General features: G+C 36.6%; 28 protein-coding genes and 1 pseudogene. All 29 read right to left on the bottom strand.

Annotated features, from left to right (window positions below; genetic code table 11):
* A pseudogene (locus DBX25_RS21365) lies at window positions 1-116 on the bottom strand (menaquinol-cytochrome c reductase cytochrome b/c subunit); the annotation flags it as partial.
* A 53-nt stretch (window positions 117-169) separates the two neighbouring features.
* A complete protein-coding gene (gene qcrB, locus DBX25_RS12490; protein ID WP_108671137.1) occupies window positions 170-844 on the bottom strand; it encodes a menaquinol-cytochrome c reductase cytochrome b subunit in 675 nt (224 codons plus the stop codon).
* A 3-nt stretch (window positions 845-847) separates the two neighbouring features.
* A complete protein-coding gene (locus tag DBX25_RS12485) occupies window positions 848-1,351 on the bottom strand; it encodes a QcrA and Rieske domain-containing protein (RefSeq protein WP_108671136.1) in 504 nt (167 codons plus the stop codon).
* A 253-nt stretch (window positions 1,352-1,604) separates the two neighbouring features.
* A complete protein-coding gene (locus tag DBX25_RS12480) occupies window positions 1,605-2,063 on the bottom strand; it encodes a YpiF family protein (RefSeq protein WP_108671135.1) in 459 nt (152 codons plus the stop codon).
* 125 nt (window positions 2,064-2,188) lie between these two features.
* Window positions 2,189-2,725, bottom strand: a complete 537-nt coding sequence (locus tag DBX25_RS12475; protein WP_108671134.1) for a ReoY family proteolytic degradation factor — start codon at window positions 2,723-2,725, stop codon at window positions 2,189-2,191.
* 39 nt (window positions 2,726-2,764) lie between these two features.
* Entirely contained in the window at window positions 2,765-4,027 is a 1,263-nt protein-coding gene (locus DBX25_RS12470) for a tetratricopeptide repeat protein (RefSeq protein ID WP_108671133.1), read from the bottom strand.
* A gap of 112 nt (window positions 4,028-4,139) precedes the next feature.
* Window positions 4,140-5,006, bottom strand: coding sequence for a hypothetical protein (locus DBX25_RS12465; RefSeq protein WP_108671132.1), 867 nt, complete (start codon window positions 5,004-5,006; stop codon window positions 4,140-4,142).
* A gap of 427 nt (window positions 5,007-5,433) precedes the next feature.
* Complete coding sequence (aroA, locus tag DBX25_RS12460; protein WP_108671131.1) at window positions 5,434-6,723, bottom strand: 3-phosphoshikimate 1-carboxyvinyltransferase; 1,290 nt, start codon at window positions 6,721-6,723, stop codon at window positions 5,434-5,436.
* A gap of 15 nt (window positions 6,724-6,738) precedes the next feature.
* Window positions 6,739-7,842, bottom strand: coding sequence for a prephenate dehydrogenase (locus DBX25_RS12455; protein WP_108671130.1), 1,104 nt, complete (start codon window positions 7,840-7,842; stop codon window positions 6,739-6,741).
* 59 nt (window positions 7,843-7,901) lie between these two features.
* Window positions 7,902-8,993, bottom strand: coding sequence for a histidinol-phosphate transaminase (gene hisC / locus DBX25_RS12450; protein ID WP_108671129.1), 1,092 nt, complete (start codon window positions 8,991-8,993; stop codon window positions 7,902-7,904).
* A 13-nt stretch (window positions 8,994-9,006) separates the two neighbouring features.
* Complete coding sequence (gene aroH / locus DBX25_RS12445; protein WP_108671128.1) at window positions 9,007-9,378, bottom strand: chorismate mutase; 372 nt, start codon at window positions 9,376-9,378, stop codon at window positions 9,007-9,009.
* 27 nt (window positions 9,379-9,405) lie between these two features.
* Window positions 9,406-10,488, bottom strand: coding sequence for a 3-dehydroquinate synthase (aroB, locus tag DBX25_RS12440; RefSeq protein ID WP_108671127.1), 1,083 nt, complete (start codon window positions 10,486-10,488; stop codon window positions 9,406-9,408).
* Between the two features lie 4 nt (window positions 10,489-10,492).
* The gene (aroC, locus tag DBX25_RS12435; RefSeq protein ID WP_108671126.1) at window positions 10,493-11,662 is read right to left on the bottom strand and encodes a chorismate synthase; all 1,170 of its coding nucleotides are present in this window, start codon (window positions 11,660-11,662) and stop codon (window positions 10,493-10,495) included.
* 343 nt (window positions 11,663-12,005) lie between these two features.
* Complete coding sequence (locus tag DBX25_RS12430) at window positions 12,006-12,794, bottom strand: CheR family methyltransferase (RefSeq protein ID WP_108671125.1); 789 nt, start codon at window positions 12,792-12,794, stop codon at window positions 12,006-12,008.
* Window positions 12,795-13,101: 307 nt separating this feature from the next.
* Window positions 13,102-13,548 (bottom strand): nucleoside-diphosphate kinase, encoded by a 447-nt coding sequence (gene ndk / locus DBX25_RS12425; protein ID WP_108671124.1) that lies wholly within the window; start codon window positions 13,546-13,548, stop codon window positions 13,102-13,104.
* 108 nt (window positions 13,549-13,656) lie between these two features.
* Window positions 13,657-14,619, bottom strand: coding sequence for a heptaprenyl diphosphate synthase component II (hepT, locus tag DBX25_RS12420; protein ID WP_108671123.1), 963 nt, complete (start codon window positions 14,617-14,619; stop codon window positions 13,657-13,659).
* Between the two features lie 150 nt (window positions 14,620-14,769).
* The gene (locus DBX25_RS12415) at window positions 14,770-15,480 is read right to left on the bottom strand and encodes a demethylmenaquinone methyltransferase (protein ID WP_108671122.1); all 711 of its coding nucleotides are present in this window, start codon (window positions 15,478-15,480) and stop codon (window positions 14,770-14,772) included.
* Window positions 15,481-15,483: 3 nt separating this feature from the next.
* Window positions 15,484-16,305, bottom strand: a complete 822-nt coding sequence (locus tag DBX25_RS12410) for a heptaprenyl diphosphate synthase component 1 (RefSeq protein ID WP_108671121.1) — start codon at window positions 16,303-16,305, stop codon at window positions 15,484-15,486.
* Window positions 16,306-16,449: 144 nt separating this feature from the next.
* Window positions 16,450-16,674, bottom strand: a complete 225-nt coding sequence (gene mtrB, locus DBX25_RS12405) for a trp RNA-binding attenuation protein MtrB (RefSeq protein ID WP_108671120.1) — start codon at window positions 16,672-16,674, stop codon at window positions 16,450-16,452.
* Window positions 16,675-16,699: 25 nt separating this feature from the next.
* Complete coding sequence (folE, locus tag DBX25_RS12400) at window positions 16,700-17,266, bottom strand: GTP cyclohydrolase I FolE (protein WP_108671119.1); 567 nt, start codon at window positions 17,264-17,266, stop codon at window positions 16,700-16,702.
* A gap of 187 nt (window positions 17,267-17,453) precedes the next feature.
* Window positions 17,454-17,726 carry a non-specific DNA-binding protein Hbs gene (hbs, locus tag DBX25_RS12395; protein WP_157950961.1) on the bottom strand — a complete coding sequence of 91 codons (273 nt, stop codon included), beginning with the start codon at window positions 17,724-17,726 and terminating at the stop codon, window positions 17,454-17,456.
* A 414-nt stretch (window positions 17,727-18,140) separates the two neighbouring features.
* Complete coding sequence (spoIVA, locus tag DBX25_RS12390) at window positions 18,141-19,619, bottom strand: stage IV sporulation protein A (protein WP_108671117.1); 1,479 nt, start codon at window positions 19,617-19,619, stop codon at window positions 18,141-18,143.
* Window positions 19,620-19,984: 365 nt separating this feature from the next.
* Window positions 19,985-20,707 (bottom strand): hypothetical protein, encoded by a 723-nt coding sequence (locus DBX25_RS12385; protein WP_205685226.1) that lies wholly within the window; start codon window positions 20,705-20,707, stop codon window positions 19,985-19,987.
* A gap of 28 nt (window positions 20,708-20,735) precedes the next feature.
* Window positions 20,736-20,936, bottom strand: a complete 201-nt coding sequence (locus DBX25_RS12380; RefSeq protein ID WP_108671116.1) for a DUF2768 domain-containing protein — start codon at window positions 20,934-20,936, stop codon at window positions 20,736-20,738.
* A gap of 213 nt (window positions 20,937-21,149) precedes the next feature.
* Entirely contained in the window at window positions 21,150-22,196 is a 1,047-nt protein-coding gene (locus DBX25_RS12375; protein ID WP_108671115.1) for an NAD(P)H-dependent glycerol-3-phosphate dehydrogenase, read from the bottom strand.
* Window positions 22,197-22,211: 15 nt separating this feature from the next.
* Window positions 22,212-23,522 carry a ribosome biogenesis GTPase Der gene (gene der, locus DBX25_RS12370; protein WP_108671114.1) on the bottom strand — a complete coding sequence of 437 codons (1,311 nt, stop codon included), beginning with the start codon at window positions 23,520-23,522 and terminating at the stop codon, window positions 22,212-22,214.
* 256 nt (window positions 23,523-23,778) lie between these two features.
* Window positions 23,779-23,964, bottom strand: a complete 186-nt coding sequence (locus DBX25_RS12365) for a capping complex subunit for YIEGIA (protein WP_108671113.1) — start codon at window positions 23,962-23,964, stop codon at window positions 23,779-23,781.
* Window positions 23,951-24,859 carry a YIEGIA family protein gene (locus DBX25_RS12360; protein ID WP_108671112.1) on the bottom strand — a complete coding sequence of 303 codons (909 nt, stop codon included), beginning with the start codon at window positions 24,857-24,859 and terminating at the stop codon, window positions 23,951-23,953. The genes DBX25_RS12365 and DBX25_RS12360 overlap by 14 nt, the downstream gene beginning before the upstream one ends.
* A 4-nt stretch (window positions 24,860-24,863) precedes the next feature.
* Complete coding sequence (locus tag DBX25_RS12355; protein ID WP_108671111.1) at window positions 24,864-25,463, bottom strand: YphA family membrane protein; 600 nt, start codon at window positions 25,461-25,463, stop codon at window positions 24,864-24,866.
* Window positions 25,464-25,465 lie beyond the last annotated feature (2 nt).

Raw genomic sequence — 25,465 nt, 5'->3', positions numbered from 1 at the left:
GGCCAGAAAGCTTCTGTTTTTCCTGGATATTCCGAATAATCTTTCGGAATATTAGGCTTGCGTCCAGCAGGAACACGTGAGTCTCCTACGAACTTCATACCTTTTCCACGATGCATCGAGCAATCCCCCTCCTTTTTTAAAAGGTGAAATAATGTTCATCTATTGTTTCTTATAGCGGTCCAGAGATACCTTGCTTACGAATCATCATAAAGTGAGCTGCCATTAATCCAAATAAAGCAGCAGGTAAGAAGAATACGTGAATCGCAAAGAAACGAGTTAAAGTTTGGGCACCAACGATGTGTGGATCACCCGCTAATAATGTCTTGATTGCTCCACCGATAAATGGAACAGATTCTGCAATTTGCAGACCTACTTTAGTCGCAAATAGCGCTTTCATATCCCATGGCAATAGGTATCCAGTGAAACCTAATCCAAGCATTACGAAGAAGATTAAAACCCCAACAACCCAGTTAAGTTCACGAGGTTTTTTGTAAGCACCTTGGAAGAACACACGTAAAGTATGTAGGAACATCATTACTATAACTAAGCTTGCTCCCCAGTGATGCATACCACGGACAATTTGTCCAAATGCTACTTGATTTTGTAAATAATATACAGATTCCCAAGCGTTTTTGATATCAGGTACATAGTACATTGTTAAGAACATACCGGATAGAACCTGGATTACTGTAACGAAGAATGTTAACCCACCAAAGCAATATACAAATGCTGAGAAATGATGTGCAGGGTTAACATGCTCTGGTACTTCATGGTCAGCAATATCTCGCCACAAAGGCGTAATATCTAATCGCTCGTCAACCCAATCATAAATCTTGTTTAACAATTATTACGCCCCCTTCTGTGGTTTTACTGCGCCTAAGTAAAGTATTCCATCTTTTTCTTTGTGCTCGTATCGATCTAACGGCCCAAGAGGTGGTGTTCCCGGCACATTTTTCCCGTCTTTGTCGTATAATCCATAATGACATGGACAGAAGAATTTGTTTGGATTACTTTTATCCGTATTCCAGTCAACTGTACAGCCTAAATGTTTACATACCGGAGATAAAGCAACAATATTATCACCATCTTTGTAAACCCAAGCAGTTCTCGTTTCTTCAGACTTGTACCATGCATCGACAACTTCTACTGTAAAGTCCACGCGTTGCGGGTCTTCAGTTACATCACTGATTTTTAATTTAGTAGCAATGTAGTCTGCTTTTCCTCCTGCTTTTAATACAGGATCAACAGCAAATCTAAGCATTGGCATTAACATACCTGCAGCCATGAAGCCACCTACACCAGTTAATGTGTAGTTCAGGAATTGACGTCTTGATACTCGATGTTTGCTCATATTTTTCCCCCCTCTATCGCTAAGCTGAGTCCAACGGACATAAATAGTTACACTACAAAACTAAGACATTACAATGATATATCAATATGTCCAACAGGTCAATAATCTGATAAGGAGAAAAGATGGCAACTATGTGACTATGTTAGAGATTGATAATCACTCTCAAAGGTCTAAGTAAAGCTATTCAATGAAACGGGACGATTAGAAATTTGATTCTGTTTTATAGTGGAATATCATTATTGGACCTTTGAAACTATTGTCGCCATTTTTGGATAAAAATATGTAACAATTGCTTTACTTGGTCCTCCATCATGGACCTTTTGTATTTATCTTCGACATGATCCATAGGAATATATGGTGACCAAATCAATGTACCTTCCATTTCTGATTCAATTTCTTTCCATTCAGAGTCAGATGTGATAAAAAATACATGTTTGACACCATCGACTGATAATTTACTAGTCCATTCATGAATGAACTCCAGTTTTTTTTCTTTTGTCCAGTCAGTAAAATATGTGGCAGCAGGAAATAAAAATAATCTCCCTTTGAATTGTCTTTCAATTTCATTAGTTAGAATTGTATTAAATTCATACATCGAAGCAAGCTGCTTCATTTGTGTTCCTAGTGACAATGGACACAATGGAATCAATACTGTATCTACATATTCCTTCGATTGTGAGTATAAATCTACATCTTGTGCAATCCATTTCATTTTTTACACCTCATTTTTGAATGTTCCATTTAATTGTATAAACCCAATACATACTGATATATTGTAACAAATGCAGCTTAGAAACACATCCCAAAAAGAAAAACCACACAAATTTGTATGGTTTTTCATAATTTATTCAATTGTGCTGTTAATTTGATAAATGATGTTTCATCTTGGTCATCTAATGCTTTATCAATCAATTCCAGCAGTTTTTCTCGCTGATAATTTACTAATGCCGTTTCAAGGAATTGTTCAGCCAGGAGTTTATCCTTTTCATTAGCCTTCAATAGTTTCGGCTTGTATGGGTTTTCTTCTAACACCCCAGCATATTGGTGAGAAGCATAGGAAGACCGGAAATTTAATTGAATATAAATCTCTTCTTCTCTGTTTAAACGTATATCATGAAATGATTTTTCTGCATCAGTCGTCATGATGTTCGATTTGTAAAAACGAAAAGGTGCTTCTTCCACACAATGAGTCGACATAATTAAACCTCTTGGACAATATTGTGCCTGTTCAACAAAATGGACTTTGTTCATAAGTTGGTCGTGGCTCATTAAATAATTTAAGATCCACACACATTCTCTTCGTTTCAATTGGTAGTGGTTTAAAAACCATCTGATGAATTCTTTTTTCTCGTTCACAGAAACAGGGGCTGTCATGGTAAATTCCCTCCCTTGTCCTTAATAATTGTTTACCACTTAGTTTTCGCCCAATCGTTCGACTACTTGGATAAATTCTTCGTTGGTTGGGTCCAATTCAAGCAATTTATTAAATATTTCTTCTGCTTCATTGAACTTACCTTCTTCTAATAGAAAATATCCGAAATCCTCTAAAAATTCTGGATTGGTTTTAAAGAAATTATATGCTTCTTCATAATGCTTTAATGACAGTGAATATTGCTCTTGATGTTGATATGCGCTTGCAAGCATCCAGTCAAATTGAGGGTCGTCTTCCCCGTACTTCCTTATTGATTCAATGGTTTCAACCACTTCATCATATCGCTCTTCATGCTGAAAAATTTTTATTAATGTTAACGATGCTTCTAAATATCCTGGGTCTAGGGCGATTGCTTGTCTAAAAAACTCAATTCCCTTTTCAGTTTTTTGAAGTTTTAAAGCAAGTTTACCTGCCTTAAAGAATAATTCTTTATTAAATTCATCTACTTTGATTCCCTGTTCCATGGTTTCAAGTGCTTGCTCCAATTCCTCTAATTGTTCATAAGCACTAGCTAACGGGACATATAAGGAGTGATATTCATGGTCCATATTTTTCAGTTCTGTTAGAAGCTGTATCGCTTTGGTTGGATATCCAGCTTGATATGCTGTAAATCCATATTCAAATAACGTGTTTAATTCAGTCTTATCTGCAATTGCCAATTCGTAATAAGGTAGGGCTTCTTCAAATTGACCACTGTTACTATAAGATTCAGCTAACCTTTGATCAATATTTACGCCTGCAAGTTCAACATGACTTTCCCTAACTTTTTTGTAACTATCGATTGCACGTCCAAAACGGCCTTCTTGATAATAAAGTTCCGCAAGTGCAAAATCCACGATTGGCTCATTCGGTAACGTAAGTTTTGCTTTAGCTAATTTTTGTTCAGCCACTTCACTTAAACCTTGCATTTGGTAAAGATCCGCTTCTAATAGCAATGCACTAGCAAACATTTCATCGTCTTGTTTGACTTGAGAGAGTAGTTGCAGGGCTTCTTCTTCTCGATCCTGTTCCATATATAATTCTGCTAGAGTTATGATTAATTCTCCTTCGTTTGGATAACCCTCTAACAATGCTTCATACAATGGAATACTGTGATCAAAAAAACCTAATTCCATCGCTTCTTCTGCTGTTAATAATATTTCTTCATAATCATTGGAAGCAGCTAATTCCTTTATTTTCTTTTCCGCTTGTTGGAGATTACCTTTTTTAAAAAGATCAATGATGATTTCTGATGTATTTTTCATAAGTAAATAATCCTGCCATTCTATATTATTATAGGCTTATTACAAAGGTTGTTGTTTTTTAGTGAATGTTGTCCGGTGTTTGCAAAACAGACCATTATTTATCCCAATAGTATTATAGAAAAAAACCAGGGACTTTTATTTCAAGCCTTTTACCAAGCCCAACCGGTTGATAAAATTTGTCTTGAGCTCGGACTACAGTGTTTTTGAAAACAGTAACATCTATTTTATCATAATTATTTTCATTTAAGTGAGTATTAGTATCAAACTCTTCCTTTCGATAAAGGTTATAGTTTAGTTCACCACCAATATGCAAAAATCCTTTTTTCGGATATAGTCCAAATTTCTTCAAATTTTGCAAATTAAGATTTCCGTTGAATAGATGGGAAACAAATGCAGTAGGTATTCGATGGTCCTCCATTAATTCCTTCCATTTCTTTTCAAGATTTATATTTTGTTTGTGGTCAGCTGTAAAGCTTGGCACCAGAACAGCTTGATAAGGAAATAAGTCCTCTTTCACTCTTTCCCACGCAATTTGGTATAAAGATTCAATGGTTCCCACTTCTACAAAGATTGTAGGGATTTTTTCTCTCTTGCAAAAACGTATTACCTTTGAAGTTAATAGATGAATGGGGATTTTTATTCCAATTGAATAATCTAAGGGGAAGTTATCGAGTTGCTGAATAGCATTTTTATACTCTTTCTCTATATTAAATTCAAAATCGGTTTTAAAAATAGATAGTAGAGTGTCCGCTCCTAGTTGAAGCATCTTCAACCAAAGCTCTGAATCCAACTCTTTATCTAAAGAATGCAGGTAAACGTTTGTTGGAGTCATAATATACTTGTCCAAGTTCATACGAATAAATTTCAATCGATTAACAGGTGTATACATGCTATAAATTCTATTTTCTTTTACGACAAGGTTTGTTGTTTGCAATAGGCCATTTTGAACAATAGACATATTTTCTACTACATAGGGCATCCCATTACCTCTCTTCTAATCCTATTTAAGGCAATGTATGATTAGGTTAGGGAAAATATGTTGGATAATCCATCCAAATACAGAAAGAGAAGTCTTTTAAACCATTGTTCAAAAAGACTTCCCCCCTTTTTTATAATATGCTCCGTTAAATTTGCTGTTGATTTTTGTTCCAGACGCTTGCTTTTTCGGTAGTCGTTAGCCGAGCTTCTTCGTTGCTTTCCTTTCACAGGGGTCTCGCCTGTAGCGCTAATCCCCTAGGAGTCTAGCGTCTTCCACTCCCATCACCAACCTGCTAATATCAACAGTGGACTTTAATACAGCCTTAGACAATAAAGTATGTCTCATTGTTCCACTACTCAATTTACTCTATAAGTAAACATAGATAAAATAGTAACAAACTTAACGAAACCTGCTATTTCAACATTTCCTACATTAAGCTTTGAAGGTGCTCAAAGAAGTTAGGGTAAGACACATTGATTGCTTCAGAATCTTCCAAGTCAACATTACTGTTACAAATAAGGGATGCAATGGAAAGCATCATGCCAATTCTATGGTCACCATGACTATTTACTGTCCCACCTGTAAGCATAGTTTTTCCATGAACAATCATGCCATCTTCAGTGGCTTCAATATTTGCACCAAGTTTAGACAATTCTTCTACAACAGTTAGAATTCGATCTGTTTCTTTTACTTTTAGCTCTTTGGCATCTGAAATGATTGTTTTTCCCTCTGCTTGTGTAGCCAATAAAGCGATGATAGGAATTTCGTCTATTAATCGTGGAATTAGGCTTCCCTTTATTTCTGTACCTCTAAGAGTCGAATTTCTAATGATTAAATCCGCCACAGGTTCTTCCTCAACATTTCCAGAATAAGGGTGGATTTCAATATCCGCTCCCATTTCTTTCAGTACATCAATAATTCCTGATCTAGTAGGATTCATTCCTACATTCTTTAATCGAACTTCACTGTCTTTTACGATTGCTCCAGCAACCAAAAAGAAAGCAGCAGATGAAATATCGCCTGGAACATCAATATGAGTCGCTTTTAACTTTTGTCCCCCATCAACGGAAACATTCAAACCATTTACTTTCACATTAACGCCAAATTTCGCGAGCATTCTTTCAGTATGATCTCTTGTTTTTTCTTTTTCAATAACTGTAGTTGTACCTGTTGAATAAAGTCCAGCTAACAGTACACAGGATTTAACTTGGGCACTCGCGACAGGTAGTTCATATGTAATTGGTTTCAATTGTCCACCTCTAATACTGAGGGGGGTCCTTTTACCTTCCATTCTTCCGTCAATAACTGCACCCATTTCACGAAGAGGAAGGACAGTCCTTACCATTGGACGTCTTGCAATCGATTCATCTCCCGCCAATACGGAGTAAAAGGATTGCCCTGCTAGAATCCCCATCATTAGGCGTATTGTAGTGCCTGAATTTCCAACATCCAATAATTGTTCTGGTTCTTGAAGTCCGTAAGCTCCTTTTCCATGGATGGTAACAAAATCTTTCTCTCGATCAATTACGATCCCCATCTTAGAGAAACACGAGATTGTACTTAAACAATCTGCCCCTGATAGGAAATTAGAAACTGTCGTTTTACCTTCTGCAATACTGCCAAGCATAATCGATCTGTGTGAGATAGATTTGTCTCCTGGCACTTGTATTTCACCATTTAAGCGAGAGACATTCGTGGTTAATGGTAGAACGTTCATAATTGCTCCTTTCAATTATGCAAGATATGTTTCATACGTCGTATTACTTTGTATGCACTTTTCTGCATTTTGTCTATCATCTTCGGTTTGGAAACTAATTACTAGGACTCCGTATATTTCTTCACGAGTTTCTAAAATACGGATATTAGTTATACTAATGCTTTCTTTTGCTAACAATCCTGTTATTTCAGAAATGACCCCCGGGTAGTCGGGAACATCAATAAATAAATCATAAAATGAAGGTAAAGCACCTTTCTTTTGGAGGGGCAAGCCATCTCTAAAATCCTTAGCTTCTTGAAAGTAATGGAGCAATTCCATTTCATTTTCGTTTAATAGGTTTGATTTTAGATAATCCATTTCTTCAATCCAGGTTTGCAATAACGAAATAAGTACTTCCTTATTGTGTATAAAAATGTCTCTCCACATTTCAGGGCTACTGGATGCTATTCGAGTTATGTCTCGAAAGCCACCTGCTGCCAATCTGGTAACTAAATCATCTTCATGATTTTTCTTTCTTGCTTGATGTACTAATGAAGCCGCAATCAAGTGTGGAAAATGACTAACTACACCCGTCAATTCATCATGGGTATCAGGATCGACTACTAAAAACCGTGCCTTTGTTCCACTGAGCCAAACTTTCAATTCTGCAAGCTTTCTATCTTCCACATGTTTAGAGGTCGTCAAGAGATAAAAAGCATTCTCAAATAAATGTGCCTTAGCTGCCGCTGGACCACTTTTGTGTGATCCAGCCATTGGATGGCCTCCAATAAATGTATATCCATGATTGCTTAATATTTGTGCTTTTTCTGTAATTCTTTTCTTCGTACTTCCTACATCTGTTATGATGACTTGCGGCTTTAATTTTATATTAGCTAACTTCTCAATAATTTCTTCTGTTTGTTTTACTGGTGTCCCAATAATAATAAGATCCGCTTCTTTAGCACCTTCTTCAAAACTATCGCAAGCTTTATCAATTATCCCTAGTGCTCTGGACAATTGAATATTTTGCTCATTAATATCGTAGCCTACTACAACTGCCGAAGAATGAGCTTGTTTGATTGAAAGGGCCACTGAACCAGCTATTAAGCCAATTCCAATGACAAAAATATTCCCCCTCATCCTAACTACCCCTCCTCAACCCTATTATTAAATACCAACATAAGGAAAAATGCCGGTTTTTAGACCGGCGTTTTAATAAATTCCTTCATGAATTGAATCAAATTGTCATTTTGAGCTTTTGTTCCTACTGTTATCCTAATCGAAGTAGGGAAGCCCAATGCTTTTCCGGAGCGAACTATATAGCCTTTGGTTAGTAAATATTGAAAAACCTCATCACTATCTATTCCGAAGTCTATTAGAATAAAATTCCCTTGAGAAGGAAAGTAGTTAAGGTTGGATTCCTTACAAAAACGATAATATTGTTCCAGACCTTCAGTATTTTTCTTTTTACATTCATCGATAAATTGTTGATCTTCCAACGCTCTAGCAGCCACATGCATTCCAATGCTATTTACATTAAATGGCTCACGTGCCGGTTCGATTTTAGAGATAATCTCTTCAGAAGCAATTCCGTAACCAACTCGGAAACCTGCTAAGCCGTATATCTTAGAAAATGTGCGTAGGATAATGATATTTGTGTACTTATCCAATAATGCCAAGGTATCTGGATAATCCTCTGCCGTAGCGTATTCATAATATGCTTCGTCCAATACGACCAACACATTGGATGGCACCTGATCAAGAAAAGTTATTAAATCTTCATGATTGATATATAACCCAGTCGGATTATTTGGAGAACACAACCAAACTACTGATGTATGCTCATCCACTTTATTTAGCATTTCATTTAAATCATGCGCACCATCCACAAGTGAAACCTCTCTTGATTCCGCTTGTTGTAATACTGCGTTATGTTTATATTGAGGGAAAGATGGTGTAGGCATCACTGTGTTTTTCCCTGGTTCTAGCAAGCTTTTAGATATGATTTGTATAATTTCATCAGAGCCATTCCCAAATATCAATTGTGTCTCGCGTAAATTATATAAATTTGCTAAGGCACTTCTTAATACGGTAGCATAGCCATCAGGATACAACGCAAACGATTGATTCCATTCACTTAATGCTTGCTTGGTTAACTCTGAACTACCATAAGGATTTTCATTAGAGGCCAGCTTTGTAATTTCTGTTAAACCCAATTGTTTTTTTACTTCATCGACTGTTCTGCCAGGTTGATATGGCTTTAATGATAAGACGGATTCATTCCATTTCACGATGGTTTTCTCCTTATTTAATGGATTGACTTAAATCTGGTCTCAACTGTATCGCTTCTTTTAAATAGATATGCTTTATTTCATTTTGAGGTTTTGTTGTATTAACATGCATCATGATTCTAATGCACTTTTCCAGTGAGCCAGGGACTGGAATTTCCCTCATGCACATCACTGGGACGAATGACCATTCCTTAAAATTCCTAAGAGCTTTTGCAGGGAACCCTGCTGATAAGTCATCTGTTACAGAAATGAAAACTGAAGCCACTGATTCAGGTCCCACTTGGTTTTCCTGTATTATGTGTAGCAATAGTTCTTCTGTATTTTCCAGGATTTCTTTTTCTACATTTCCAGAGACGGTAGTAGCCCCCCTGATTCCCCTTATCATACTACCACCCTTTCCTAAATTTCATTTTTATAAATACATCGTTTTTAAAACCTTTAAAATTTCTTCATCAGATAATTCTTTCAAAACTGGGTTACCGACTGAGGACAATAGTACAAACCTGACTTGGTCCGAAGTTGTCTTTTTATCTTTTTTCATAGTGGTAAGTAAGGTTGTAGAATCTAGTTCTTTAGGTATTTTTAATGAATAGCCTAAATGCTCTACCCATCTATAAAATTCGGCTTCATCGAACTCCAATGAAGTATACTCTATACTTAATTTTATGGCGAAAATCATCCCAATTAGAACGGCTTCACCGTGGGAAATGGCTCCATAACCTAGTTGAGCTTCGATTGAATGGCCAAGTGTATGACCGAAGTTCAGATAGGCTCTGATTCCTGTCTCTTTTTCATCTTCAGCAACAATTTGGGATTTTACAAGAATGCCCTCTTCTAAATACCAAGATAGATTTTCCCCAGTAATATCTTCAAATGTTACTATCCGGTTTTGTAATTCAGTATAGAATGAGTTTGGAGCAATTAAACTATGTTTAATCGCCTCAGCAAAACCAGAAAGTATTTCTCTTCTAGGTAATGTAGATAGGAAATCTAGATGGTAGATTACTGCCTCCGGCTGATAAAATGTCCCGATCATGTTTTTCCCTAGAGGATGGTTAACAGCCACTTTCCCTCCAACTGCACTATCATGTGCAAGAATCGTAGTAGGAATTTGTATAAAAGGAACTCCTCTCATGTATGTGGCAGCCACAAATCCAGCTAAGTCACCAACTGCTCCACCACCTAATGCAAGGATTAACGTTTTTCTTGATAACCCTGATTGAAGTGCTTCAGTGTGACAATCTTGAAAAACTGCAAGCGATTTTGCTTCTTCTCCCCCTGGTACGATCGTGTGAATAACGGGAGTCTGCAGTTTTGAGGTAATCATATTTGTGACAAATTCGAGATATAGAGGCGCGACATTTTCATCCGTAATAATCCATATTTTATAATGTTGGAATTTCCCCAAGAGAATATCAGTTATTGAAGTTATTGCGTTTTTATGAATTATGACGGGATATTTTTTACTTGAAGTATAAATGTGCTGTACCTTCATATACTTAAAATTCCTTCGTTTCTACTCTATACTCTTCAATAAAACTCAAAAGTGTCGAAAATTTGTCAGAAGGGAATTGATCAACAATTGCTGAAGCTAACTCCCACGCAACTACTGCTTCTGCGACAACCGCTGCCGCTGGTACAGCACAGCTATCCGACCTTTCAATACTTGCTTCAAATGTTTCTTTAGAATCAATATCCACACTTTTCAACGGCTTATATAATGTTGGAATAGGCTTCATTACACCTCGGATTACAAGAGGCATACCTGTTGTCATGCCACCCTCCAATCCACCTAAACGGTTGGTTTTACGGGTATATCCTTTTTCTTCGGACCAGGCTATTTCATCATGTACTTCACTTCCAAATTTTCTAGCAGCTTCAAAACCTATCCCGAACTCTACACCCTTAAATGCATTGATACTGACGATTGCCGCAGCCAATTTAGAATCGAGTTTCCGATCGTAGTGAACATAGCTGCCTACACCAATAGGCATCCCTTCAACAATCACCTCTACAATTCCACCAATGGAGTCACCATTGCTCTTGGCATCGTCGATTGCAAGCATCATCTTCTGACTAGCATCTTCATCTAGGCACCTTACAGGTGAGGCTTCTGAAATTTCTTGAATCTCCGAGATAGATAAATCTTCAGTTCTCTCAGCTTTTACTCCCCCAATTTCAACAACATGAGAAGCAATATGTATCCCAAGCAATGAAAGTAGTTTTTTCGCCACCGCACCAGCAGCAACCCTAACAGTCGTTTCTCTCGCAGAGGATCTTTCTAAAACATTTCGTAAGTCTCTATGCCCATATTTAATGCCACCATTTAAATCTGCATGTCCTGGGCGTGGTCTTGTAATCTTTCTTTTTATCTCATCTGCGTCTTCTTCCAATGGCTCGATTCCCATTATTTTAGTCCAATGTTTCCAATCGTTATTTTCTACTACTAAGCAAATAGGCGAACCTAGTGTTGCCCCGTGACGTATACCTGAAGTGATTTCTACAGTATCTTTTTCTATTTGCATTCTACGACCTCTTCCGTGGCCTTTCTGCCTACGAGAAAGCTCTCTATCGATATCCTCAGTTGTTAATGGCATTCCAGCTGGAAAACCTTCAAGGATCGTTGTTAGTTTTGGTCCATGCGATTCTCCTGAAGTTAAATATCTCACTGAGAAGTCCCCCTTTACCTGAATCTATGTACTTTAGCGCTTAAAAGCGTTATAGGATTATGTATCACTATATCACAAATAAAAATATTGTGTACAAAAAAAGTTTGAAATTAATCAATATAATTTCAAACCCCTGAATCTTTATCTTTTATCATACTACACATTTTTATTAGGCTAAATTAATGATGATTGTTGATTTATACACAAGGTACTCAATTTCCGCTTGCAGTTCGGAAGCTGATCGGCGCTTTTGTCACAGACTTAACTTTGCTTCCTTGAACAAACACCGCAAGTTAGGATATTCGAATGCATTCCCGGTGAATCTCGGACTTTCCGAGAAAAATCAACAATGTGCTTTAACGAGCCTTTTATAAAAAAAGGTATCTTCAGTTTCTAAGCCAAATTGAGCTGGGTTAAAAATTTGTTCTGTACTTCCCACAAAGAAAACTCCATCAGGTTTTAATGCTTGACTAAATTTCTTATAGAGCTGGTCTTTTGCTTCTTCGGTAAAATATATCAATACATTGCGACAAACGATTAAATCATAGCCTGATTCAAATGGGTCAGCCAGCAAATTATGCTTTCTAAAAGTAACAGTATTTTTTACTTGATCGACTACTTTAAAATAATCTCCTTGCTTTACAAAATATTTTGCTTTAATTGAGGATGGTACTTCATTCAGTGAGCGATCATGGTACACACCCATTTTCGCCCTAGCAAGCACATTATCATCAATATCCGTAGCTAATATCTTAATTTGTGATAAAGGTAGAAATTTGGATAATACCATTGCAATGGTATATGGTTCTTCGCCAGTTGAACAGGCAGCACTCCAAACCTTTATGCTCTTATTCGCTTGTAAAAGACGTGGTAAAATTTTCTCCTCCAAAACCTCCCAACGTTTTCCGTTTCGATAAAATTCCGACACATTGATTGTCATTCTATCTAAAAATTCGTTAAGAAGTTGTTTATCTGCTTTAATTCCTAAAAGAAATTCACGGAAACTACCAAAGCCCTTCTTTTCATATAAGGAAGTCAATCTTCGCTTCATTTGTGCTTCTTTATACAAATTCAGATCGATACCCGTCAAAACTTTTACTTGTGCGATAAATTCCTGATAGTCATGAGACATGAAATCCTACTCCTCTATCTCTATGTAATTTACTTATATTATTATAGTAATTAAGTATAACGGAATAACTTGGAATTTACTTTAGATTTTTAGCAATTTAACAAAAAATTCAAAGAAATTAGCATTTACACTTCTAGCATTAGAAAACTTGGCGGTGTGCTTAGCTTACGCACCGGCATTTACCTAGTAGCATTAATACTATAATTTACCATTACAACTTATCATAGTTGCCCCATATATACATACTTAAATTTAAAAAAACTCTATCTAAAAAGATAGAGTTTTTAATGGATTCAGTAACTTGATATTAGTAAATCCACTCGTTCATTAATTTTGTATATTCTACTAATTCTTCTTGCTTGAAGAATAAGCCAATTTCACGCTCAGCGCTTTCTGGTGAATCAGAACCGTGGATGATGTTTTTACCAACTGTAGCAGCAAAGTCACCACGAATTGTTCCTGGAGCAGAATCTTTTGGATTAGTTGCTCCCATCATTTGACGAGCAGTTGCAATTACATTTTCGCCTTCCCAAACCATAGCGAATACTGGTCCTGAAGTAATGAAGTCAACTAGTTCACCAAAGAAAGGACGCTCTTTGTGCTCACCATAGTGTTGTTCAGCTAGCTCTTGAGAGATAGACATTAATTTAGCACCTGCTAATGTAAACCCTTTCTTTTCGAAACGAGATACGATTTCACCAATTAACTGACGTTGAACACCGTCAGGTTTTACCATCAAGAAAGTTTTTTCCATGTTAGTAATCCACTCCTATTTTCTGTATGTATGTGACATCCAAATGGACAATCCACGAAAAATATTATCATTGATTTATAAAATTCGCAATATAATGACTGAAATCTATTAGAATTTTCGTTTCCCGATATTTTTCGCTATTTCCATAAATGTTTTTTTCGCTTTGTTTTCTGGTAATTGTCGAAGAATGTTCAACGCTTTTTTCAAATACAAATCACTTACAGCGATAGACCGTTCTACGGCACCAGAGGACTTAATTAAGCGAATAGCCTGGTTTATGTCTTCTTGTGATGAATTTTCATTAATAGACTTCAAAAATTCCTTACTTGGACCTTCCTCCATGGCATATAAAACTGGTAACGTAATATTTCCTTGTAACAAGTCACTTCCAGCTGGCTTCCCAAGCTCTTTTTCAGATGCAGTGAAATCCAAAATATCATCTGTAATTTGATAGGACATTCCAACGTAGTATCCAAAAAGAAATAACTTCTTATGAATTTCTTCAGAAACACCTGAAGCTACAGCACCTAACTGGCAGCTAGTAGCAATTAATAGAGCCGTTTTACGTTTAATTCTTCTAAAATATGTCTTAATGTTCTGATCGAAATTGAACTTGTCCTTAATTTGTTCAATTTCCCCAATACAAACTTCTACAATTGTATTGGAAAGGATTTGATGAGCAACTGGGTTATGAATATTTGCCATCAATTCTAATGAACGGGCAAAAATATAATCACCCGTATACATTGCGACCCTATTGTCCCATTTGGATTTTATGGTCGGCACACCTCTCCTTAACTCAGCATCATCAATGACATCATCGTGCACTAGACTCGCCATATGAATCAACTCTAATGCAACAGCAACATTCTTCGTAACATGAATGTCATGTGTTCCGAATTTTGAAGCCAATAACACAAAAACAGGGCGAATTCTTTTCCCACCTGCCTGCAATAAATGCATAGAAGCCTCACGAAGAACAGGTGAATCGGCTTGAATGGTAGCTTCTAATTCTTTTTCAATTATTTGTAGGTCTGCATTCAAAAAAGAATACAGCATTTTTAATTTCATTTATTCCACCCAGCTTTACTTCATCAAGTCTTCTAAGAAACGCCCAAGAACCTCTAAGAATGGAACGTCAATTAAACAATTTCGTCCTTATATGTGGGTACTTGAATCACTTGAACTTAGAGCTAGACCTAACATCTAGTACTATACTTTTTATTTATTTGATTTATAACCAATATGAGTTGCAGCTACACCACCACTATGTGGCTTATATGAAACTTTTTCAAAACCAGCTTGCTTGAACATAACTGCCAACTCTTTCATACCCGGAAAATCACGCGCAGATTCCTGTAACCATGAATATTCATTATAACTTTTCGCGAAAAGTTTTCCGAATAGTGGCATGAAAAATCTGAAATAAAAATAATAAAGTTGCCTAAATCCAATCATGGTTGGTTGTGATGTTTCTAAACAAACTGCCATTCCACCAGGCTTCAACACACGGTTCATTTCTTTAAGAACCTGAAGATAATCTGGAACGTTCCTTAATCCAAAACCGATTGTCACATAATCGAAGCTATTGTCGTCAAAAGGTAATTCCATCGCATTGCCATGAATTAATTCAACCTGTTCAAGGTGCTGTTCTTTGACTTTCTGGATCCCGACATTCAACATGTTTTGGCTGAAATCCAAGCCTTTAACCATTCCTTCTTTTCCAACCTCATGTGCCAATGCTATAGTCCAATCAGCTGTTCCACAGCAAACATCCAAGGCTTTTGAACCCTTTTTTACATTCATGAATTTCATAGTAGATTTGCGCCATTTTATATGCTGTTGGAAGCTGATAACAGAATTCATTTTGTCATAGTTTTGAGAAATTTTCTCGAATACCTTATGTACTTTTTCCTCTTTAGATTGTTGCATGGTTTACCCTTCTTCCACGAACGAATTGGCAATCACCAAATTATGCTTACCTATCGCATCTAATCTGATTTTCACTTGTTCATTAATAGGGGACAGTGATTTCCTAGCTTGCTCAGTTAAGTTATTTACTTGAATGATACACTGATCTAAAGTACGTACAATGAAATTCCTTTGTTCATCCGTCAAATGCATGCCCACATTAGGAAACAAGATTTTCTTTAATACTTCCCCTATTGGTGATGGGTTTTTATTTTCAATGGCTTGTTTCTCGTCAATCAAACGGTTCAAAAGCAATAAATTTGACACATAATCCGACCAGATCTTTTTATTAAAGAAATCTGCTATAGATAATAGTAGCGATGCTTCTATGATTCTAATGCTGTCTAAAAGAACATTAATATCCTCTATTGTCGATTGGTAGACTTTAATTTTTTGCTCATTAATATCTTTAATGGCACCAGCCAACGCTTGAATAAGAGGCACTTGACTAATGTCAGATAAAATTTTGTAATAAAGTCCACTATAATAATCGCCTGCTAACACACTAAGTTGCCTAGTTCGCAGAATGGACGTGGTTTCATTTTTAAAAGTTGTATTGGTTACAAGTTCATGAGTGTCCAAGGCTATTTGAACCAACATGGTTGAAGTGATAAATTTATCCATCTCTTCATCCGATAAGTCTAAATCCTCTAACATGGATACAAGAAGAAAGAGTTTATTATCATCAATAAACGGCTTATCTAAAAAGTGAAGAAGGTAAGGATGTCCTGCTTTTGAAATAATTAAACTTTTAAGTTCTTCCATGTACATGTTTAAATCCTTCACCTTTCATCACCCTTGTAGCCAAAATTATGTATTGTTATTATTTCCATATACCATTATTTTTAAGCGGTTTCACTTAAAAGCACATGTCATTATAACATACAATGGGATTAGTGGCTCGGTTTATGCATTAATTTATAAGTAACATTATTTCTTTTCACTTTCCATTTGCCCAAAAGGAGTAAAAATCTTTGCATTTCCTCTGACTTTTATCGCAGAAGTATGTTCGGTAAATTGAGCAATCATGACTTCGCCAGCATCTAATTTTTCAGAATGGTGGAATCTTGTATCTGATCCACGCGTTAAACCAATAACGTTGACTCCATCTTCCATCGCTTTTATGACAACGTAGTCCATCACTTTTTCTTTCATATGAAGTACCCCCAAATATTGTTGGCTAGGATTTAATCAATGATAAAACTTCTGATCTTGCTTTTGAATCTTTTGCAAAAATCCCACGTACTGCCGATGTGACCGTTTTTGCTCCAGGTTTTTTAACACCACGCATTGTCATACACATATGCTCAGCTTCTACAATGACCATTACACCATGAGGTTCAAGTTTCCCCATAATTGCATCAGCTACTGTAGAAGTGATTCTTTCTTGTAACTGTGGTCTTTTAGCAACTGCTTCTACAGCCCTAGCTAGTTTACTTAACCCAGTAACTTTACCGTTTCTTGGAATGTATGCAACATGCGCATGTCCATAGAATGGTACTAGATGATGCTCACAAACTGAGTGGAAAGCAATATCTTTTACCAAAACCAATTCTTCGTGGTCTTCTCCAAAAATCGTTTGGAAATGTTGAGATGGATCTTCTCTTAAGCCAGAAAAAATTTCTTCATACATCCTTGCAACTCGTTTTGGTGTATCTAGTAACCCTTCCCTGTTAGGGTCTTCTCCCACAGCTTCTAGAATCATTCGAATTGCTTCTTCTATTTGTGCGTGATTTATATTTGTCAATCTAATATCCTCCCAAAAAACCAATCATTGTTTTATGTTGTACGTTTACGTCTTCATATTAGCACATATCCAAAAACAGACGCAAAATATGATGTAGAATTATGTTTATGTGTTCAAAAAATTAAGGCCTGTCATGTAGACAGGCCTTAATTATGTAATATTTTCGCCAATTTTATTAAAGGCTAGATTATTTAACAGCGTCTTTAAGCGCTTTTCCTGGTTTGAATGCAGGAACTTTGCTTGCAGAGATTTCGATTTCTTCACCAGTTTGTGGGTTGCGACCTTTACGGGCAGCACGCTCACGTACTTCGAAGTTACCAAAACCGATAAGTTGTACCTTATCACCGTTTTTCAATGCGTCTAGAATTGAATCAAAAACAGCATCAACAGCTTTTGTTGCGTCTTTCTTTGAAAGTTCGCTAGCTTCTGCGACTGCATTAATTAGTTCTGTTTTGTTCATGCCATTCACCTCCTCCCAAAAGGAATTTTCAAAAAAAGAAGTATGTAATACCGAATAATCCATGAATCATCATTGCGGCTTATTCTACTATCAAATCTCTACCAAATGCAAGTAAAAATAATTGCGAGTTTCGGTAGAATGGCTGATACACTGCGTTTTCTGTTAGTAGATTATCATAATCACATAGGGTTAGCAAGAGAATTCAATAAATAATAAGAATCTTTTGTTTAAAATTAACAATTTTCATTGTTTTTGTCCTCAAATGCCATCTTTCCCTTAAATATCAAGGTTTAAACCACACTCTGTAAAAGCGTAAAAATTTTCTGATAAGGATAAGGGAATTTTTTCTTGTTGCTTTTTTAAACAATAAAAAATGCTCAAATAGTCGTCACTGTCGACCATTTGAGCTTTTTTTTATAGGATAATCGCGATTAAACCACCAGATCCTTCGTTAATAATTCTTTCTAATGTTTCTTTTAATTTGTAGCGAGCATTTTCTGGCATTAAGCTTAGTTTTGCTTGGATTCCTTCACGGACAATTGAGCTCAAGCTACGCCCGAAAATATCTGAATTCCATATTGAAAGTGGATTATCTTCAAAATCCTGCATTAAATATCGGACTAATTCTTCACTTTGTTTTTCTGTTCCAATGATTGGGGCAAACTCAGATTCTACATCTACCTTTATCATATGAATAGAAGGTGCCACAGCCTTTAATCTTACACCGAATCTTGCTCCTTGACGGATGATTTCAGGCTCATCTAGGCTCATATCAGCCAAGGATGGTGCAGCTATACCATAACCTGTTTGCTTCACCATTTTTAATGCATCCGATACTTGATCGTATTCGGCTTTAGCGTGTGCAAAATCCTGCATTAATTCCAGTAAATGATCTTTACCTCGGATTTCAACGCCTACAATTTCTTTCAAAATTGTGTCGTATAGTTCATCAGGAGCATGCAAATCGATTTCTGCTACACCCTGCCCCATATCCATGCCAGCCAATCCAGCACTATCGATGAATTCAAAATCATTAAAATGGCTTACTACGCGATCTACATCACGCAATCTTTTAATATCTTTGACGGTTTCTTTAACAGCTTCTTGATAGCTTTCACGTAACCAGTGATTTTCTCTAAGAACCATCACCCAACTTGGAAGGTTCACATTTACTTCAAGTACAGGGAATTCGAATAACGCTTCACGAAGCACATTTAGAACATCCGATTCGCGCATACTTTCAACACTCATCGCCAACACCGGAATATCATATTTTTCTTGAAGAGATGTACGTAATGATTCTGTATCTTGGTGATGAGGTTGGACGGAGTTGATTACCATGATAAATGGCTTCCCAACTTCTTTAAGCTCATTAATCACTCTTTCCTCAGCTTCAACATAGTCTGAACGATGGATTTCTCCGATACTGCCGTCAGTAGTGATTACTACGCCAATTGTAGAGTGATCCTGTATTACCTTTCTCGTCCCGATTTCCGCAGCTTCATGAAAAGGAATGGGTTCTTCATACCATGGTGTATGAATCATACGAGGTCCATTTTCATCCTCATATCCTTTAGCCCCGGGTACTGTATAACCTACACAGTCAACTAGTCTAATATTAACTTCAAGGCCATCATCCACTTTAACAGCAGCTGCTGTATTAGGAACAAATTTAGGTTCAGTTGTCATAATTGTTTTACCTGCTGCACTTTGTGGAAGTTCATCCTGTGCTCTGGATCGATCTGCTTCATTGCCAATGTTAGGAATGACTACTAGTTCCATAAACTTTTTTATGAAGGTGGATTTGCCGGTACGTACTGCACCAACAACTCCTAAATAAATATCTCCGCCAGTCCGTTCTGCAATATCTTTAAAAATATCTACTTTTTCCACGAGATTCCCTCCCGATATTTAGAGTTCCTGGGATTTTTCCATCCATTTTTATTAGTATTGGACAATATATGTGTATGAGACTACCTTGTACAAATATGCCTATTTTTTCTTTTATGCCTCCTTTTTTCTTTTGGGGACTCTCAATGGTCTACCCCTCATTTTCATACAGCTCTTATGGCTTTATAGATCACATGCACCATAATATTTTCATGCTGATTTACTTAGAAAATCATTTCATTTTGAGTTATGATGGAAAGGTTTTGGTGACATTTATATAATTGCAGCATTATGATAAGTTTTAAGAACTTGTTGAATAACAAAAAACCCTTCTCCTGCAATATATTTGCACAGGAAAAGGGTTATTCCTATTTTGTCATGAATTTCGGCATCTTTCCATCTTCGCTGATGGTATATGGTAAAGAATACGCTGGTACAAAGAATGAATTTTCTACTAAAATTTGACGAATATCATCACCTGGCTTGAAATTATGTTTATTATTTTCAAGCGCAGTGATTAAATCTGGAGTATAGTCGATAAATAATTCTCCGTTTGAATCGATTACAAAACCTAATTCTTTTTGAGAAAATGGACTTAAAACAGTTGGGATTTCCTTTACTCCAAGTTTTTTAAAATCCAATGTATAGACATCATTGCTTAATCTCTCTTTGAAAGGTGGGTAACCTTTAGATTGACGGTATACCATCAAACGAATGTTTAAGTCTTGTAAAGTGTTGGCAATTCTCATATCAAATAATTTGACTGTAGGGTTTGATTCTACATCCACTAATGTGTATTGGAATACTCCTCCGCTTTCATATGCGTTCCCAGGAGGTTCTGCCATGTATTTTGGAGAGATTTTTTTAAAGTCAATTAAATATTTTTGATAAACCGGTGTGCCTGCTTCAGTTGTCTTTATTGGTAACAAGCCATTTTGATCCGACTTATATTGATTGACAGCAGTTTGTACCATCATTATTTGATCTTTATACGGAACTTGGTTTTCCTTTCTTTGCTCGGCAGGATAAAGACAACCTGAGAGCAAAGATGGAAGGACTATACATAAAATAACTAGACTGAACTTTTTCATTAGCTTGTTCATATGTATATTCATCTTGTCACCCATTTGTAGGTCCGCTTAGAACTACTAAAAATATGATAATGCCTGAGACAATCATTAACATATAGGCAAAAATAGCAGTCAATACACGGAAAAATCCTTTTAGTTTATAACGGCTTAAATAAATCAAAATAATAGATAGAAACATAAATCCCATCGATGCGAGTGAGATCCACATCTTTTGTAAAGCTGGTGTCATTTCCTTCACTCCTTTTCACGAAAAGTATTATAACATAAGCAGAAAAAAAACAGGAAAATCTTATGCCGATTTTCCTGTTTTCTGACTAATTTATCACCATTTTAGGTTCATTGACCAGTTTGGTACTCTGTATACTATGCATCAAGTTGAGCCACTGCACCAAAAAAAGCCTATAATCATTAAAATTTCTTGAAATTATTCCTACAGAAATTATTATCTAGAAACATCCAGAATATTAACCAAGTCTTCCATCTCAGATTTTTTCGTTCGAGACATTAATGTATCTACAGCTGCCTTAACTGGGTCACCATTAAATAACACTCCATACAAGGCTTCTGTGATAGGCATTTTTACATCATATTTTTTAGCTAATTGGTACGCTGCTTTAGTTGTTCGGACTCCCTCGACAACCATTCCCATATTTTCAAGAACTTCATCAAGATTTTGACCTTTCCCTAACATGTTTCCTGCCCTCCAATTTCGAGAGTGGACACTTGTACAAGTAACAATTAAATCACCGATACCAGTTAGACCTGAAAAAGTAAGAGGATTGGCACCCATAGTGGTACCAAGGCGGGCTATTTCCGCTAGTCCTCTAGTAATAAGAGCCGCTTTTGCATTATCACCATACCCTAGACCATCTGTAATACCAGCTGCAAGAGCAATAATGTTCTTTAAAGCTCCCCCAATTTCTACCCCAATCACATCAGCATTCGTGTATACTCGGAAATTTGTGTTCATGAAAAGATCTTGGATGACCTCTGCAGCCTTCATATTCATTGAAGAAACAGTAACAGTAGTTGGGTGGCGTAGGCTTACTTCTTCAGCATGGCTTGGCCCTGACAAAACTACAACATCTTTCAAGAGTGTAGACGGCATCACTTCCTCAATCATTTCAGAAATACGAAGAAGTGTATCTGGTTCAATCCCTTTACTCACATGAACAACGACAATCGGATTGGAAATGACCTCCGCGATTGAAGAAAGAACCTCACGAATAGCTTTCGTTGGTACCGCAAGAATCACATGCTCCACTCCATCTAGCGCTTTTTCCAATGAATCATAGCCAATAATTGAAGAAGGTAATTCAATTTCAGGTAAATACTTTTTATTTGTATGATATGTGTTTATTTCTTCTATTTGGCTAGCGTTATGTCCCCACAGGCGGACATCATGGCCGTTGTCAGCAAGGACCATTGCAAGAGCTGTCCCCCAGCTCCCTGCACCAATCACTGCGACTTTATCACGACTATGAACCATATCATCACAACCTTTTTATTTTCTTGTTCTTGCGAATATCCTAATTGGTGTGCCTTCAAATCCGAATGCATCACGAATTCTATTTGTTAAAAATCTCTCATAAGAGAAATGTAGTAGTTCAGGATCATTTACAAAGACAACAAATGTCGGTGGCTTAACCGCAACCTGTGTCGTGTAGAAAATTTTCAGTCTCTGCCCTTTATGAGTTGGAGTAGGATTCATCGCAACGGCATCTGTAATTACTTCATTAAGAATGTTAGTTTGGACACGCATTGAATGGTTTTCGCTGACAGTATCGATTACAGGAATTAAGGTATGTGTACGTTTTCTTGTTTTTGCTGAAAGAAAAACAACAGGAGCATAATCCAAGAATAAGAAATGCTCACGTATATTTTTTTCAAAATCACGCATAGTGTTGTCATCTTTTTCAATGGCATCCCATTTGTTTACTACGATGATAACGCCTCTTCCAGATTCATGCGCATATCCTGCAATCTTTTTGTCTTGTTCCCTAATGCCTTCTTCAGCATTAAGAACGACAAGGACAACATCTGATCTTTCGATGGCACGTAATGCACGTAATACACTATATTTTTCTGTGCTTTCGTAAACCTTTCCTTTCTTCCTCATCCCAGCTGTATCAATAATCACATATTTTTGACCATTGTAAGTATAAGGAGAGTCAATAGCATCACGTGTTGTGCCTTCAATATCACTAACGATGACACGATCTTCCCCTAATAAGGCATTTACAAGAGATGATTTCCCTACATTTGGTCTTCCGATTAAGGAAAACTTCGTTACATCATCTTCATAATCAGATCCGTTATAATTTGGGAAGTGCTTTGCTACTTCATCTAAAAGATCTCCTAACCCTAATCCGTGAGTTCCCGAAATCGGGAACGGTTCACCGAACCCCAAGGAGTAAAAATCATAGACTTGGTCCCTCATATCAGGATTATCTACTTTATTGACAGCAAGTACTACGGGTTTCTTCGATTTGTAAAGAATTTTTGACACTTCTTCATCAGCGGAAGTAACTCCTTCTCTACCGTTCGTCATAAAGATGATTACATCAGCTTCATCTATGGCAATCTCAGCTTGTTGGCGAATTTGCTCTAAGAACGGCTCATCCCCAATATCGATACCACCTGTATCAATAATGTTGAAATCGTGTGTCAACCATTCTCCCGAGCTATAAATTCGATCACGTGTTACTCCCGGTATATCTTCGACAATGGAGACTCTTTCTCCTACAATTCTGTTAAAAATGGTGGATTTCCCTACATTAGGCCTCCCAACAATAGCAACCACTGGTTTTGGCATGGAAGTCACCCTTTCTTTTTATTATTTTTCAAAAGCGTACTTCAAGAGGAAAGACCCAAACTGTCTTTGGGACATAAATACCTTTTAGAAGATCGCATATTTTGTTTTTGTTTATTATGAATTGCTAGCGAAAAGAACCCTTCTTGTCCACTAAGAAGGGTATAGCTATCTAATAGTACCAAATTATCCTAACAACAACAATCATTATCCTATACAAATTCATTCCTAGTTGGTCAACCTGTAGTTTAGAATTATATTAATGTTTGACAATAATATAAATTTCATCGCTAAGTTTATGTGCAATCCCATCCAAAATCGCCTCCAAATTAGCTGCGAAATAATCCATCTCCTCTATGGAATGGCAATGAAATACGTATCCACCGACCGGTATTTTTTCTGGTTGTGTTGTAACTACGGCTAAAATGAATTTATCTAGTTCCATGAGTATCGCTTCCCTTCATCTTACGATCAGCCGACTCAGACGGCATCCTGATCGCGTTTTCAAGAGTTGGGACATTTCCAATTACCCTAATGGCTTGTTCAATATCTTTATCCTGTGGTAGGACGAATACAGCTACCCTTCCATCTTCTAAATCCCTTTTTGCTAAAGGCACAAGCGAAGGGGTGCCTGAATCACGATATACACCCATAGCAGTGGATACATCATGCAATATCGCTTGCCTCTGCCCTAAGTTTGAAATGGAAGATCGAACATTGAAATTTTTCGGTGTTAATATAAACCCCATTCCATATTTCAATACTTCTTTTTGTCTTTCAGGATGTCCTATATTCATGATATAAATATTGTCTACATATAAGCCTGCACCATCAAATCTTGGTTCTACATAATCAATTTTAACGATATCCTTCAAATGTGTGCCAGACATGAATTTCCGGCATACAAACAGTGAAATGATAAACGCTATAATCCCGACCCATACATTCCAAAATAAATAACCACCTGTACAAAATAAGGAAGTCATGATAACAAGATAATTCCTTCCCTCAAATGCAATAGCAATTCCTTCTATATATGTACTTCCTCTTTTAACTAATTCATATTGATCTAGTTCAGTTAGCGTATTACGTTCCATGTTCCTAACTTCTCTAAATTGTGAAGCTGCAAGAGCTAAAAAAGTTATGGCCGTAAATTCTTCTTCTAACACAGCTGGTAGTACTATACTGCCCAAGCCTGCAGCAATAAAACCAATTGCAAGATGAATGACCTTTCCATGTAAATAGGTTGGGTACTGCCGATAGTCACTTCTAAGCATAAAAATTCTAGCTAATGTTCCTGTTATGACACCAAATACGATTGGATAAAAATATTCATTCAATGACTTACACCTCTTTCTTAGCTGCAGACCTCGTTTGTGTAATGACGGATGCCGATAATTCAAATAGTCTCCAAATCATACTACCTGCACCCACTTTAGCTAATTGGTCCAACCATTCGCTAGAAAAAGGTTGGTATGGCAAACCAAGCCTGTATACCGCCATAAACATGAGCAGCTCCCCGACAACCATCCCTAGCAGTAATGAAAGCATCCGCAAATTCCATCGATACACAAGTATTATGCTCAAGTACAGTAAAATTATTGTTAGCATCCACGTAGGATCGAATAAAATCCACACTGGATCAATCATTGCAAAAATCCCAAAGCTAGCTATACATAATCCGATTATTAATGAGGAGATGAAAAGGTGAAGAAATTGTTTAAATTCGAAGTTCCTGGAATAGAAAAAAAGCATCAATATTAGGTAAAGTGCTGAACAGTTTACATCGATAGACGAAGAAGGAATGATAAATGTATAGGGTGATAAAATAATCAACATCAACACGTGAAGGATATTACTATTCCTATTAGTAGAAGGATTATAAAAAAAAGTAAGGATTACGAAAATAATCCAAGCTATCCAAATAAAAAAAATACCTTCCATCA

The sequence above is a fragment of the Peribacillus acanthi genome (genome assembly GCF_003073175.1).
Classification (GTDB): Bacteria; Bacillota; Bacilli; order Bacillales; family DSM-1321; genus Bacillus_BN; species Bacillus_BN acanthi.
Note: the sequence above shows the minus strand (reverse complement) of the source record. Positions and strands in the feature narration are given on the sequence as shown.